This window comes from Pseudomonas rhizoryzae, assembly GCF_005250615.1.
GTDB classification, from domain to species: Bacteria; Pseudomonadota; Gammaproteobacteria; order Pseudomonadales; family Pseudomonadaceae; genus Chryseomonas; species Chryseomonas rhizoryzae.
On the sequence record NZ_SULM01000021.1, the window covers coordinates 32902 to 47018 of the forward strand.

Genomic DNA, 14117 nt, shown 5'->3' on the forward strand with positions numbered 1-14117 from the left:
TCGTGTCCTTCTCTGCCCGTTCCGCCGCTGTCGAACTCCCCCTGGTCGCTGCCCAGCCCGGCATCTGGCTGGCCGATCAACTGTCGCCCCATGCCAATGCCTTCGCCGTGGCCCACCTGGTCGAGCTGCGCGGACCTGTGCAGGCTGAGGCGCTGGTGTCGGCCATCGTCCAGGGGCTGGGTGAGCTGGACAGCCTGAGGCTCAACTTCGCCGAGCGCGAGGGCGAGTTGGTGCAGTGGATCGACACCGACGCCGGGATCGCCGCGCCCGAGTGGCTGGATCTGCGCACGGCGGCCGATCCGGAAGCGGCGGCGCGGGCGGCCATCCGCGCTGATCTCGAGGGCGACCTGCGCGCCACCAGCGGCGGACCTCTGTGGCTCAACCAGATCTTTCAGCTGGGCGAGGACCATCTGTATTGGTACCAGCGCTATCACCACCTGCTGATCGATGGCTATGGCTTCGCCGCCCTGGCCAAGCGGGTCGCCGCGCTCTACAGCGCCCGGGTGCGCGGCGAGACGGCCGAGGCCTCGCCCTTCGTGTCCTTCGCCGAGGTGGTGCGCGAATACCAGGATTACCAGCAGTCCGCCGTTCGCGAGCGCGATGCAGCCTTCTGGCGCGAGCGGGGCGCGGCCCTGCCACCGGCGGCCTCCCTGGCGCCGGGTGGGCTGGCTGGCCAGGCGCCCACGCCAAGGGTGGTGGAGGCGCGCGCGCGCGTGCCTGCCGGGGTGTTTGCGTCTCTGGCCGAGCAGGGCAAGGCCCAGGGCGTGACGCCGGCCGATCTGGCCGTGGCCCTGGGTGCTACCTGGTTCGCCCGCCTGAGCGGCCAGCCAGCCTTCAGTGCCGGTTTCATCTTCATGCGGCGTATGGGATCGGTGGCGCTCAAGTCGGGCGGTGCGACGCTCAACGTCCTGCCATTGGGCATCGACGCCGACCCGACTCGAACGCTGCCGCAACTCGCCGCAGCGGTCGCCGCCGAGCTCAAGAAGATCCGCCGCCACCAGCGCTACGACGCCGAGCAGATCGCCCGCGACCTGGGTCGGCCAGGCGATGCCGAGCCCCTGACCGGGCCGGTGATCAATCTCAAGCTGTTCGATTTCGCCCTGGATTTCGCCGGGGTGCCCGGTATCACCCACGAGCTGGCCTCGGGGCCGGTGCGCGATCTGGAAATCGCTCTTTATCTAGAAGCGAGCGGTGCCCTGGACATCAAGTTGCTGGGCAATGCCGAGCGCTATGCCGCCGATCTCCTGCAGGGGCACGCCGAGCGCTTCGGCCTGCTGGCGCAGCAGTTCGCCGCGCAGCCTGGGCTCACCCTGGGCGAAGCCGATCTGTTGTCGCCCACTGACCGGCATTGGCTGGCCGCCATCAATGCCACCGAGCGCACTCTGCCCGCCACCACCCTGGCCGCGCTGCTGGCCGAGCAAGCGGCGCGGACGCCCGCGGCGCCGGCGCTGGCCGATCTGCACCATGCCTTCAGCTATCGGGAAACGCGCCAGCAGGTCCTGGCCCTGGCCCAGCGCCTGAGTGCAGCCGGGGTAGGGCGCGGCGACATCGTCGCGGTGGCGTTGCCTCGTTCGGTATTCCTGTCTCTCGCCTTGCTGGCCACGGTGGAGCTGGGCGCGGCCTATCTACCCTTGGACAGCGGTTATCCCGACGAACGCCTGCAGCTGATGCTCGACGATGCCCGCCCACGGGTGCTGGTAACCGATGCCAGCCAACGCGGACGCTTCCCCGGACTGGGCGACGACCAGGTGCTGATCCTCGATGCGCCCCTGGCGGGGTTGGAGGAAGAGCCAAGCTTCGCGGGACCGCGCCCCAGCGATCCGGCCTATGTGCTCTATACCTCCGGTTCCACCGGGCGGCCCAAGGGCGTGGTGGTGGGGCACGCGGCCATCGTCAATCGCCTGCTGTGGATGCAGGACAGCTATCCGATCGGCGCTGGCGATACCGTGCTGCAGAAAACACCGAGCAGCTTCGATGTCTCGGTCTGGGAATTCTTCTGGCCGCTGCTGGTGGGCGCCCGGCTGTATCTCGCGCCGCCCGAGGCCCACCGCGATCCCGAAGCCCTGCAAGAGTTGTTCGCCCGTGAGCGAGTAACCACGGTGCATTTCGTGCCCTCGATGCTGGCGGCCTTCGTTGCCAGCCTGGACGAGCCGGAAGCGGTGGCCCGCTGCGCCAGCCTGCGCCAGGTGTTCTGCAGCGGCGAGGCTCTGCCCACCGAGCTGGCGCGCACCTGGGAGCGCCGGGTCGGCGCACCGTTGCACAATCTCTATGGCCCTACCGAGGCGGCGGTGGACGTCTCCTATCATCCGGCCCACGGCGTCGACCTGGCGGCTGTCAGCGGCAGCAGCGTGCCCATCGGCAAGCCGGTGTGGAACACCGGGCTGCACATCCTCGACGAACGCCTGCGTCCGGTGCCACCGGGCGTGGCCGGCGACCTCTATCTGAGTGGGGTGCAACTGGCCGACGGTTACCTGGGCCGCCCGGAGCTGACCGCCGCGCGCTTCATCGCCGCGCCTGCCGGCCAGGGCGAGCGGCTCTATCGCACCGGCGACGTTGCCCGCTGGCTGCCCGAGGGGGTCGTCGAATACCTGGGCCGTAGCGACGACCAGGTGAAGATCCGCGGCCAGCGCATCGAACTGGCGGAGATCGATCACGCCTTGCTGGCTTTGCCGGGCGTCGCCCAGGCGGTCACCCATGCCCGGGTGCTGGGCGAGACGGCCACCCGCAGCGGTGGCGATGGCCGCCAACTGGTGGGCTATCTGATCGCCCAACCCGGTGCCGCTCTGGACCTGGAACGCCTGCGCGCCCGCCTGAACGAAAGTCTGCCGCCGCACCTGGTGCCGGTGGCCCTGGTCGAGCTGGAAGAATTTCCCCTGGGCGCCACTGGCAAGCTGGATCGCAAGGCGCTGCCGGCACCTCAGGGCATCACCCGCGCGGCGAGCCGGCCGTTGGTACCGGGGCTGGAAAGCGAATTGGCGGCGGCTTTTTCCGAGGTGCTCGGCTGCGCCATCGTCGGCGCGGACGATGACTTCTTCGCCCTCGGCGGCCATTCGCTGCTGGCCATGACCCTGGCGGCCAACCTGCGGCGGCGCCTGGGGCGGCCGGTATCCATCGGCCAGATCATGGTGGCGTCCAGCGTGGCGCGTCTGGCGCAGCAACTCGAACAGGACGGCGCCCGCGAGACCCGCGCCGGTTTCGAGACCCTGCTGCCTCTGCGTCAGGGCGAAGGACCGACGCTGTTCTGCTTCCATCCGGCCTCGGGCTTCGCCTGGCAATTCAGCGTGCTGCAACGCCATCTCGATCCGCGTTGGTCGCTGCTCGGCATCCAGTCACCGCGGCCCGACGGCCCCCTGGCCCAGGGCGTCGACCTGGAAGCCGTCATCCAGCGCCATCTGCGCACCTTGCGCGAGGTACAGCCCCGCGGGCCCTATCACCTGCTCGGCTATTCCCTGGGCGGCACCCTGGCCCAGGGGCTGGCGGCGCGGCTGCAGGCAGCAGGGGAGACGGTCGCCTTCCTCGGCCTGCTCGACACCTATCCGCCGGAGACGCAGAACTGGCAGGAGCGCGAGGGCCAGCGCGAGCTGGACCCGGAGGTGCTGGCCGAGGTGAATCGCGAGCGGGAGGCCTTCCTCGCTGCCCAGCAGGGCCTGGCCGATCCGGCACTGGGGGAGGGCGCAGAGCTGTTCGCCACCATCGAGGGCAACTACGCCGATTCGGTACGGCTGCTGGCTACCGCGCGTAGCGCGCGCTTCGACGGCGAGGCGCTGATGTTCGTCGCCCGGCGCACCCTGCCGGCGGGAATGGACGTCAAGGCCACCTGGGCGCCCTGGATCACCCGGCTGCAGGCCCACGAGGTGGATTGCGCCCACGTCGACATCATCGCTCCAGCCCAACTGGCGCAGATCGGGCCGGTGCTCAATCGGGCGCTAAAGGCGCTCTAGCTAGCCGAACGCCGCGCCAGGGGCACCACCATGGGGGTCCTGGCCACCGGGTCGTCGATGATCAGGCAGTCGAGGTCGTAGACCGCCTTGATCAACTCGGGGGTGACCACCTCGCGTGGGCGGCCGCTGGCCAGCACCTTACCGCCGCGCATGGCCACCAGGTGGGTGGCGTAGCGGCAGGCGTGGTTGAGGTCATGCAGCACCATGACCAGGGTGTGCCCCTGCTGGCGGTTGAGGTCTTGCAGCAATTCCAGCAGGTCGATCTGGTGGGTGATGTCGAGCCAGGTGGTGGGCTCGTCGAGCAGCAGCAGCGGGGTCTCCTGGGCCAGGGCCATGGCGATCCATACCCGCTGGCGTTGGCCGCCGGACAGGGTGTCCACCGCGCGGTCGGCCAGTTCGAAGACGCCGGTGGCCTGCATGGCCTGGGTCACCGCGCGCTCGTCATCGGCACGCACGCCGCCGAACAGCGACTGGTGCGGATAGCGCCCGCGTGCCACCAGGTCGCGGACACAGATATCGCCCGGCGCCTGGGAGCTCTGCGGCAAGAGCCCCAATCGGCGCGCGACCTCTTTGGTGCGATAGCTCTGGATCACCTGGCCATCCAGCCAGACCTGGCCACTGCTGGGCGCCAGCAGCCGGCTCAGGGTGCGCAGCAGGGTCGACTTGCCGCAGCCATTGGGGCCGATGATGACCGTCAGCTCGCCGTCGGGAATGGTCAGCGAGAGGTCCTCGGCGATCAATTTGCGGCCATAGCCCAGGGTCAGGCGGTCGGCGCGCAGGCGCGAGGAGGGGGCGTCGTTCATGAGCGGCGGGACTCCCAGATGAGCAGGCCGATCAGGTAGAGCCCACCGAGGCTCACCGTGACCAGGCCTACCGGCAGGACATAGGGTAGGAACAGGCGTTGGGCGATGAGATCCGCGCCCAGCAGCAGGACCGCGCCAGTGAGGGCGGCGGCAGGCAGCGCCAGGCGCTGGGTGCCGGTCAGGCGGCGGGCGATCTGCGGTGCGGCCAGGGCGATGAAGGAGATGGGGCCAGCCACCGCCGTACCGGCGGCGGTGAGCACCACGCCCAGGCCGAGCAGCGACAGCCGGGTGCGTTCCACCGGCACGCCCAGAGCGCAGGCAGTGTCGTCGCCCATTTCCAGCAGGAATAGCCGGCGACTGAGCGCCAGGCTGGCCGCGCCTGCCAGCAGGATGAAGACCACCGCCGGCCAGGCCTTGGCCCAGGTCAGCCCATTGAGCGAGCCGGCACTCCACAGACCGGCGCTGAAAGCGGCCTCCAGGGAGGCATGGACGATCAGCCAGGTGTTGAGAGCCATCAGCAGGGCGCGCACGCCGATGCCGACGATGATGAGTCTCAGGGTATCCACGCCGCTGCCGCGCCAGGTGAGGACATAGACCAGGGCGGCGCTGGCCAGGCCGCCGATCAGGGCGGCGGTAGTGCTCCAGAGGATGCTGGCCTGGAACAGCACCAGGGCCACCAGCACCCCGCTGTAGGCGCCGGTATTGAAGCCCATGATGTCCGGGCTGCCGAGGGGATTACGCAGCAATGACTGGAACAGCGCGCCACTGAGCCCCAGAGCGGCGCCGATCAGCAGCGCCAGGGCCACTCGCGGCAGGCGCCATTGGGTAACCACCAGCTCGATACCCCGCGGCGCCTCGCCCAGCAGGGCGGCCAGCACCTGGGACGGACTCAGGGCCAGGCTGCCGCTACCTAGGGCGAATATCGCCAGCAGCAGGGCGGCGCCGCCCAAGGCCAGCAGCACCCAGAGCAGGCGCAGGCTGTCGGGGCGCCTCATGGGCGGACTCCCTGGCGTTGGCGGCGGGCCAGCCAGATCAGCAGGGGGGCGCCGAGGAAGGCGGTCACCACCGAGACGCGCAATTCACCCGTTACCAGCAGCCGGCCGACGATGTCGGCGGTCAGCAGCAGGCTGGGGGTGAACAGCAGGGCGAAAGGCAACAGCCAGCGATGATCCTCGCCGATGGCCCAACGACCCAGGTGCGGCACCATGAGGCCGACGAAGGCGATGGGTCCGACCGCCGCCGCGGCGGCGCCACAGAGCAGGGTGATGGCCAGCAGGCCGAACAACTGGGTCTGGCGCACCCGGGTGCCGAGGGCGACGGCGAGGTCGGTGCCCAGGCTCAGGGCGTTCAAGGCCGGCGCCAGCAGCAGGGCGATGATCACCCCGCCCAGCACTGGCAGGCTGGCGCTACGCAGCAGGTCGAGCTGGCGCACGTCCAGGGAGCCGAATTGCCAGAATCTCAGCTGGTCGTAGACCTGGGGATCGAGCAGGGCGATGCCGGAGCTGACGCCTTCGAGCATGGCCCCCAGCGCCACCCCCACCAGCACCAGGCGCATGGGATTGAAACCGCCGCCACCGGCGACGCCGGCCAACAGCACCACCAGGCTGGCCAGCAGGGCGCCGCCGAAGGCATAGCCCAGGTACTGCTCGGGGCCGCTGGCACCGAACAGGGCGATACCCAGCACCACGGCGAAGCTGGCACCGGCATTGACGCCGAGGATGCCGGGGTCGGCCAGGGGGTTGCGCGTCAGCGCCTGCATCAGGGTGCCGGCTACGCCCAGCGCCGCACCGGCCAGCAGCCCGGCCAGGGTCCGCGGCAAGCGCGCCTCGCGCACGATGAGGCAGGCGGGATCGCCGCAGCCTTGCCCCAGTGCCTGCCAGACCTCGGACAGCGGAATGGCGGTGGAGCCGAGCGCCAGGCTCGCGGCCATCACCAGGAGCAGTAACGAAGCGGCGCAGCCGAGAAGGAGGAAGCGGCGCATGATCATCCGCGACGCCAGGCGAGAAGGGGAGTAGATGAGAACAAGGCTTATTAACACATGCTAGTCTGTATTACATGCTAACAGCCTTGCCTCGGCGGCTCGATAGCGTCTCCTGTGTTTTTCCGGTGATTCATGTCCAAGACGTCCTTCCTGCTCGACTTCGGCCTGCTCAGGTCCCACCCCGCCTTTCGCACCCTGTTCATCGCCCGCCTGGTCTCCGTGCTGTCCCTCGGGCTGCTGGCCGTGGCGGTGCCCATCCAGGTCCAGGCGCTGACCGACTCGCCGCTCAAGGTGGGGTTGGCCCTCACCATGGCCGGCATCGGCATGTTCGTTGGCCTGCTCACCGGCGGAGTGCTGGCCGACCGCCTGGAACGCCGCCGGCTGATCCTGGCGGCGCGCTCCATCTGCGGCCTGGGCTTCATCGGCCTGGCCATCAATGCCAGCCTGCCCGAGCCGTCGCTAGTGGCCATCTACCTGTTGGCGCTGTGGGACGGCTTCTTCGGTGCCCTGGGGGTGACCGCGCTGCTGGCGGTGACGCCGATCCTGGTCGGGCGGGAATCTATGGTGCAGGCCGGCGCCCTCAACATGCTCAGCGTGCGGCTGGCGGCTATCGTCGCGCCGCCGCTGGGGACGCTGCTGATCGCGCAGAGCGGCGTGGTCTGGAACTATGGCCTGACCGCCTTCGGCACCCTCATCACCCTGCTGGTGCTCTTGCGTCTGCCGCCCTTGCCGCCGCCGGAGCAGCCACGCGAATCGCCCTGGCAGGCGCTCGGTGGCGGTTTCGCCTTCCTGTTCGAGAACCGGCTGCTTGGCGCCGTGGCCCTGGTCGGTGCCCTGGTGACCATGGCCAATGCGGTGCGGGTGCTCTATCCGGCACTGGGGGAGGGCTGGGGCCTGGATACCGGGCACCTGGGCTGGCTCTATGCCGCCGCGCCCCTGGGGGCCGCGCTTGGTGCCCTGACCAGCGGCCGGCTGAACCAGGCGGCCCGACCGGGGCGGACCCTGCTGATGACCGCGGTGGCGACCTTCCTGGCCGTGGCGGTCTTCGCCCTGTTGCCCAGCTTCTGGCTGGCGGCAGCTTGCCTGGTGCTGTTCGGCTACCTGGGGGCGCTGAATTCCCTGATGCAGTACGCGCTGATCCAGCGGCTAACCCCGGATCGGCTGCTGGGGCGCATCAATGCGCTGTGGACCGCGCAGAATATCGGGGGCGAGGCCATCGGTGCGGCGCTGTTCGGCGGCCTGGCCAGCCTGGTGCTGCCGGCTCACGCCGCGCTGATCTTCGGTCTGGTCGCCATGCTGGTGGCCGCGCTGTGCTGGGCGCTGGCCACTGGTCTGCGCCGGGCGGAGCGGCTGGGCGCCTGATCAGAACGTAGTGCCGTTTTTGCGTAGCGTGGAAAACCGCGCAGCGTTTTCCACTGACTCAGGGTGATGAGGGGTGGACAAGGCTGCGCCGTTGTCCACGCTTCGGATCGATCGGGGCTTGGCGTACAGCTTTTCCAGCCGGTCCAGCAGCAGGTTGGCGCTGTAGGGATCGAGGCGGAAGGTCTCGGCGCCCAGGGCTTCCACCCGGTTGTCCTTGACCGCCGGCAGGTGCGCCAGCAGTGGATTGCTGCGCACCGCCTCGGCTTCCTTGGCGTCCGCGGCGAACAGCAGGAAGGTCTGGCCGTTGAGACCAGTGGCGACGTTCTCGCCGGCCAGCTGGAGGATGTCGTGGCGCTGGCCCTGGCTGTGGCTGGTGTTCAGACCGGCCGGCACCTCTGCCAGCTGGAAGCCCAGGCTTTCCAGTAGCTGGCCTTGGGAAGAGGCGGCGGTCCAGAGATTGGCCTGGCGCGTCGCCGGGTTGTAGACGAAGGCGGAGACCGGTTGCGGCGGCAGCTGCAGCCGCCCGTTGAGGTCGGCCACGCGTTGGGCGAAGTCGTCGACCACCTTCTTCGCCGCGGCCTCGCGCCCGGTGGCCTGGCCAAGAAGCTCCACCACCTGTTGCCAGCTGTGGTTGTCGTAGCTCACCACCAGCACCGGGGCGATGGCCTTCAACTGGTCGACCAGGCGCAGCGCCGAGTCGTTACCCGCGGCACTGACCAGGATCAGGTCCGGCGCCTCGGCGGCCACGGCCTCGGCATTGGCTTCGCCGATGTACAGCCGCTTCACCCCCCGCTGCTTGGCCACTGCCCCCCATTGGCGCAGGAAGCCCTGGTCGTCGGCGAATCTGTTATTGGGCGAGGTGGCGCCACTGGCGACCACGGGTGCGCCGATGGCGAGCAGGGAGCCGGTGAGGGTGACGCTGGTGGAGACGATGCGCTGCGGCGGCGCCGGCAGGGTCACGGCTGCGCCGTCACCGGTGATTTCGCGCGGCCAGTCCGCCGCCTGGGCGGTACCGACTGCCAGCAGGATGGCCAAGGCGGTGAGAATGCGAAACGGTAACAACAAGCTGAACATGGACGCCTTCCAGTTGTAAGATAATCACTCTCATTTTCAAAGAAGCCTCCCTTGGCAGCAAGCTATTCCGGGTAACCGCTCAAGCCTGCGTCTCTGCGCCGGCAGGCGTCATGCCCGGACGATCAAGTAGGCCGCTCAGTGGAAATCTGTCAGTGATTTCAAGGGGTTGGCGGTGCGGTAGAGATACCGTTCGGTCCCTAACGAATTGACTTTTCCAGACACAAAAGTTAGCTTGAAATTATTGATAAGCATTATCATTCGTGTAGAGGTTGGCAGTGATGACGAGCAAAAGGGCAGGCACGGTCGGGCAGTTGGACGCCGATCGTCAGGAACAGGCAGCCTTCCTGTTCCAGTCGGGTGATCGCGTCCTGCATGGACGCGGCATCTGTGCCCGGGTCGAAACACCCGCCAGCGGTGGGGCCCATGGCGACAGCCTGTTCCTGCACGCCGTGGAGCAGGCCTTCGCCCGCGCCCGTCAGGCGGGTATCGCCGAGCCGGTGATCATGGGTGCCATCCCTTTCGATACCACCAAGGCCTCCTGCCTGTACGTGCCGCTGGAGCATGCCTGGGCGGCCCGACCGGCCCCGGTCGCCGCTGCGCCCATCGCGCCCGCCCTGGTGCGCGAGGTACGCAATCTGCCCAGCGCCGAGGGCTTCTGCCTGGCGGTCGAGGAGGCCATCGATGCCTTCCGCCGTGGCGAGCTGAGCAAGGCGGTGCTGTCGCGCATCCAGGAGATCCGCCTGGCCGAGCCTGCCGACGTGGAGACCATCCTCGCCAATCTGGCGTGGCAAAATCCCACCGGCTATCAATTCCGCATCCCCACCGCCGACGGCGGCGAGCTGGTCGGGGTCAGTCCCGAGTTGCTGGTGCGCAAGCAGGGCGCCCGCGTCCATACCAATCCGCTGGCCGGTTCGGCCAAGCGCCGCGTCGATCCCCAGGAAGACGAAAGGGTCGCCCGCGAACTGCTGGATTCCAGCAAGGATCACTACGAACACCGCCTGGTGATCGAGGACATCCGCCAGCAACTGGCGCCGCTGTGCAACCGCTTGGACGTGCCCGAGGGGCCCTCGCTGCTCAGCACCAACGCCATGTGGCACCTGTCCACCGCCATCGACGGCGAACTGGCCGATAGCCGCACCTCGGCGCTGCAACTCGCCTGCCGCCTGCATCCCACCCCGGCCGTCTGTGGTTATCCCACGGCGGCAGCGCGCCAGCTGATCCAGCGCATCGAACCCTTCGATCGCGGCCTGTTCACCGGCATGGTCGGCTGGTGCGATGCCCAGGGCAACGGTGAGTGGGTGGTGACCATCCGCTGCGGCACGGTGCAGGGCGATCTGCTGCGGCTGTTCGCCGGTGCCGGCATCGTCGAGGCCTCCGATCCGGCCGCGGAGTGGGCCGAGGTCACCGCCAAACTGGGTACCATGCGTGCCGCCTGTGGTTTGCTCGACGAGGAGAACCCCGCGTGAGTCTGGAATTCACCCCCTGGCCGGAAGAGCTGGCGGCCCGCTATCGCGCCCTCGGCTACTGGCTCGATCTGCCGATGACCGAGATCCTGGCTCGCAGCCGCGCGGCCTTGCCCGAGGCCCCGGCGATCCTCTGCGGCGAGCGCCAATTGAGCTACGCCGAGCTGGACGAACGCTCCAGTCGCCTGGCCGCCCACCTGCAGGCCGCCGGGCTGCGCCGTCACGACACGGCATTGGTACAGCTGCCCAACGTGGCCGAGTTCTATGTGGTGTTCTTCGCGCTGCTCAAGGCCGGCATCGCCCCGGTCAATGCGCTGTTCAGCCACCAGAAGCTGGAGCTGCTGGCCTATGCAAAACAGATCCAGCCCAGGCTGCTGATCGCCTCCACCGAGCACAACCTGTTCCGCGACGACAACTTCCTCGCCGAGCTGCGTGACGTCGTGCCGGGCCTTAGCGAAGTACTGCTGGATGGCGCAGCTGATGCGCGCAGCCTGCAGCAGCGGCTGGATACCCCGCGCGAAGGCTATCAACTGACGCCCACCGCCGGTGGCGAAGTCGCCTTCTTCCAGCTCTCCGGCGGCAGCACCGGTACCCCCAAGCTGATCCCGCGTACCCACAACGACTACTACTACAGCCTCAGACGCAGCGTGGAAATCTGCCAGCTGAGTCCAGCCACGCGCTTTCTCTGCGCCCTGCCGGCGGGGCACAACTACACCCTCAGCTCGCCCGGCGCCCTGGGCGTCTTCATCGCCGGTGGCTGCGTGGTCATGGCGCGGGATCCCGAACCGCTGCGCTGCTTCGCGCTGATCGAGCAGCACCAGGTGGACTGGGTAGCCCTGGTGCCGCCAGCGGTGGCGCTCTGGCTACAGGCGGCAGCCGCGCCGGAGCAGCGCGCCAAACTCGCCAGCCTGCGGATGGTACAGGTGGGCGGTGCCAGCTTCGCCGAGGCCCAGGCCCGTCGTGTGCCCAGTGAACTGGGTTGCCAGTTGCAGCAGGTGTTCGGCATGGCCGAGGGGCTGGTCAACTACACCCGGCTGAATGACGACTCCGAGCGCATCTTCACCACCCAGGGTTGCCCCATGAGTCCGGACGATGAGGTGCGCATCACCGATGAGGACGGCAACCCGGTCCCCGATGGCGAACCCGGCCTGCTGTCCACCCGCGGCCCTTACACCTTCCGCGGCTACTACCGCAGCCCCGAGCACAACGCCCAGGTGTTCGATGCCGAGGGCTTCTACTTCTCCGGCGACGTGGTCCAGCGCGACGCCGCCGGCTACCTCAAGGTGGTCGGCCGGGTGAAGGACCAGATCAACCGCGGGGGCGAGAAGATCGCCGCCGCCGAGATCGAAGGCCTGCTGCTGCGCCACCCCGGCATCACCCATGCGGCCCTGGTGGCCATCGCCGATGAGCTGATGGGCGAGAAGAGCTGTGCCTGCCTGGTGGTCAGCGATCCGGCGCTCAAGCCGGTGGCCCTGCGCCACTATCTGCGCGAGCAGGGCGTGGCCGACTACAAGCTGCCCGACCGCTTCCAATTCCTCGACCAGCTGCCGCTCACCGCTGTCGGCAAGATCGACAAGCGTCGCCTGCGCGAGCAGCTGCAGACCCCCTCAACCGAGCGTTCCTAAGGTTTCCCATGGCTATCCCCCGTCTCGCCTCCTATCCCTTGCCCCAGCCCGAGGGCTTTCCCGCCAACAAGGTCGCCTGGAAACCCGTGGCTGATCGCGCCGTGCTGCTGATCCACGACATGCAGCGCTACTTCGTCGAGTTCTATGGCGACAGCAGTCCGCTGATCGCCCAGGTGGTGGCCAACATCGCCGCCCTGCGCGCCTGGGCCGATGCTCAGGGCGTGCCGGTGGTCTACACCGCCCAGCCCACCGACCAGCCGCCGGCCGATCGCGCGCTGCTCAACGACATGTGGGGGCCGGGCCTGACCCAGGCCGATCCCGCCCTGCAGCAGGTGGTGGACGAGCTGGCGCCCAAGGCTGACGACGTGGTGCTGACCAAGTGGCGTTACAGCGCCTTCCACCGTTCCAACCTGCAGGATCTGATGACCGAGTGGCGTCGCGACCAGTTGATCGTCTGCGGCGTCTACGCCCACATCGGTTGCCTGACCACCTGCACCGACGCCTTCATGAGGGATATCCAGGCCTTCCTGATCGGCGACGCCGTGGCCGACTTCAGCGAAGAAGAGCACCGCATGGCGCTGCGCTACGTGGCCACCCGCTGCGGCAGCACCCTCAGCACCGCCCAGGTCACCGGCGGCGCGGTAGCCCTGGACGAAGCCTGGCTGCGTGCCCAGGTCCAGCCGCTGCTGGACGCCGACGACGAAGAGCCGGCGCTGGACGACAATCTCACCGACTTCGGCCTGGATTCGGTACAGGTCATGACCCTGGTGGGCGAATGGCAAAAACGTGGCCTACCGGTGACCTTCGCCGATCTCGCCGCCCAGCCGACCCTGCAGGGCTGGCTGGATCTGCTGCGCGCTCGCGCCTAGGGAGCCTCTGATGACGCAATTGGATTTCACCGGCAAGCGCGTCTGGGTGACCGGCGCGGGGCAGGGCATCGGCCTGCAGGTGGCGCGGCGCTTCCAGGAAGCGGGCGCCGAGGTGATCGGCCTCGACCGGCAATTCGCCGAGAGTAGCTATCCCTTCCGCACCCAATTGTTGGATGTCGCCGATGCGGCCCAGGTGGAGGAAGTTTGCCAGGCCCTGCTGGCGGAAGAGCGCCGCCTGGACGTGTTGGTCAACGGCGCCGGCGTCTTGCGCCTGGGCACCAGCGACAGCCTGAGTCTGGACGACTGGCAGGCGCTGCTGGACGTCAACGTCTCCGGGCCCTTCTACCTGTTCCGCCAACTGGTACCGCTGTTCAAGGCCCAGGGCCGCGGCGCCATCGTCAACATCGCCTCCAATGCTGCCCATGTGCCGCGGCTGCAGATGGCCGGTTACTGCACCTCCAAGGCGGCGCTGGTGTCCCTGAGCCACTGTGTGGCCCTGGAGCTGGCGGGCTCGGGTGTGCGTTGCAACGTGGTCTCGCCCGGATCGACGGCGACCCCCATGCTGGCCGGCATGCTCGGCTCGCCCGAGGGCTACCAGCGCCTGGTGGACGGTCTGCCGGACGACTTCAAGCTGGGCATCCCGCTGCGCAAGATCGCCCAGCCCGACGAGATCGCCAACACCGTCCTGTTCCTGGCCTCGGACCTGGCCAGTCATATCACCATGCAGGACATCGTGGTGGACGGCGGCGCGACCCTGGCGGCCTGAGGGTTTTTCGTAGGTTGGGTTGAGCGCCAGCGAAGCCCAACGCGGCGGGTTCGACTCCGGCTGTTGGGCTTCGACGATAGAGCTGTCTCAACCCAACCTTGTATCTCTCCTGGGTAATGAGATTAGCTACCTCATTACCCGGAGCCGGCTGAGCACCTACCCAACCTGAGCACTCGATGCTGTTTCGTAGAATGTGCCTGCCGGCTCCCTTTCTCCACATCCTGAATGGTATC

General features: G+C 68.4%; 9 protein-coding genes and 1 pseudogene. 6 read left to right on the forward strand and 4 right to left on the reverse strand.

The genetic code is table 11. The features are described from left to right. Positions 1–2 precede the first annotated feature (2 nt). Entirely contained in the window at positions 3–3941 is a 3939-nt protein-coding gene (locus tag FAZ11_RS23460; protein ID WP_058772004.1) for an enterobactin synthase subunit F, read from the forward strand. On the opposite strand, the pseudogene FAZ11_RS23465 reads toward FAZ11_RS23460, so the two are convergent. From FAZ11_RS23465 to fepD, 3 genes and pseudogenes are all read right to left on the reverse strand, one after another. Next, a pseudogene (locus tag FAZ11_RS23465) lies at positions 3938–4663 on the reverse strand (ATP-binding cassette domain-containing protein); the annotation flags it as partial. The gene FAZ11_RS23460 and the pseudogene FAZ11_RS23465 overlap by 4 nt on opposite strands. A gap of 77 nt (positions 4664–4740) precedes the next feature. Then, positions 4741–5739 carry an iron-enterobactin ABC transporter permease gene (gene fepG, locus FAZ11_RS23470; RefSeq protein WP_058772006.1) on the reverse strand — a complete coding sequence of 333 codons (999 nt, stop codon included), beginning with the start codon at positions 5737–5739 and terminating at the stop codon, positions 4741–4743. Further along, positions 5736–6731, reverse strand: a complete 996-nt coding sequence (gene fepD, locus FAZ11_RS23475; RefSeq protein WP_058772007.1) for a Fe(3+)-siderophore ABC transporter permease — start codon at positions 6729–6731, stop codon at positions 5736–5738. Before fepD ends, fepG begins: the two co-directional genes overlap by 4 nt. A 126-nt stretch (positions 6732–6857) precedes the next feature. Between fepD and entS the strand changes: the two genes are divergently transcribed. Next, on the forward strand, positions 6858–8087 hold the full coding sequence (entS, locus tag FAZ11_RS23480) for an enterobactin transporter EntS (RefSeq protein WP_058772008.1): 1230 nt from the start codon (positions 6858–6860) through the stop codon (positions 8085–8087). Here entS and fepB read toward each other — a convergent pair whose 3' ends face one another. Next, entirely contained in the window at positions 8088–9161 is a 1074-nt protein-coding gene (gene fepB / locus FAZ11_RS23485) for a Fe2+-enterobactin ABC transporter substrate-binding protein (protein WP_081319948.1), read from the reverse strand. A gap of 278 nt (positions 9162–9439) precedes the next feature. On the opposite strand from fepB, the gene FAZ11_RS23490 reads away from it, so the two are divergent. Genes FAZ11_RS23490 through dhbA form a run of 4 tightly spaced genes read left to right on the forward strand, consistent with a single transcriptional unit; the run spans position 9440 to position 13884 of the window. After that, the gene (locus FAZ11_RS23490; protein WP_058772009.1) at positions 9440–10627 is read left to right on the forward strand and encodes an isochorismate synthase; all 1188 of its coding nucleotides are present in this window, start codon (positions 9440–9442) and stop codon (positions 10625–10627) included. After that, the gene (locus tag FAZ11_RS23495; RefSeq protein WP_058772010.1) at positions 10624–12249 is read left to right on the forward strand and encodes a (2,3-dihydroxybenzoyl)adenylate synthase; all 1626 of its coding nucleotides are present in this window, start codon (positions 10624–10626) and stop codon (positions 12247–12249) included. Before FAZ11_RS23490 ends, FAZ11_RS23495 begins: the two co-directional genes overlap by 4 nt. A gap of 8 nt (positions 12250–12257) precedes the next feature. Beyond that, complete coding sequence (locus tag FAZ11_RS23500; RefSeq protein ID WP_058772011.1) at positions 12258–13118, forward strand: isochorismatase; 861 nt, start codon at positions 12258–12260, stop codon at positions 13116–13118. A gap of 10 nt (positions 13119–13128) precedes the next feature. Beyond that, positions 13129–13884: a 2,3-dihydro-2,3-dihydroxybenzoate dehydrogenase gene (gene dhbA, locus FAZ11_RS23505; RefSeq protein ID WP_058772012.1), complete on the forward strand. Its 756-nt coding sequence runs from the start codon at positions 13129–13131 to the stop codon at positions 13882–13884. The last annotated feature ends 233 nt before the right edge of the window (positions 13885–14117 follow it).

Excerpts from the sequence above, each read along its gene's own strand:
- fepG (WP_058772006.1), bottom strand. The coding sequence starts at position 5,739 with ATGAGGCGCCCCGACAGCCTGCGCCTGCTCTGGGTGCTGCTGGCCTTG.
- fepD (WP_058772007.1), bottom strand. The coding sequence starts at position 6,731 with ATGATCATGCGCCGCTTCCTCCTTCTCGGCTGCGCCGCTTCGTTACTG.
- entS (WP_058772008.1), top strand. The coding sequence starts at position 6,858 with ATGTCCAAGACGTCCTTCCTGCTCGACTTCGGCCTGCTCAGGTCCCAC.
- fepB (WP_081319948.1), bottom strand. The coding sequence starts at position 9,161 with ATGTTCAGCTTGTTGTTACCGTTTCGCATTCTCACCGCCTTGGCCATC.
- FAZ11_RS23490 (WP_058772009.1), top strand. The coding sequence starts at position 9,440 with ATGACGAGCAAAAGGGCAGGCACGGTCGGGCAGTTGGACGCCGATCGT.
- FAZ11_RS23500 (WP_058772011.1), top strand. The coding sequence starts at position 12,258 with ATGGCTATCCCCCGTCTCGCCTCCTATCCCTTGCCCCAGCCCGAGGGC.
- dhbA (WP_058772012.1), top strand. The coding sequence starts at position 13,129 with ATGACGCAATTGGATTTCACCGGCAAGCGCGTCTGGGTGACCGGCGCG.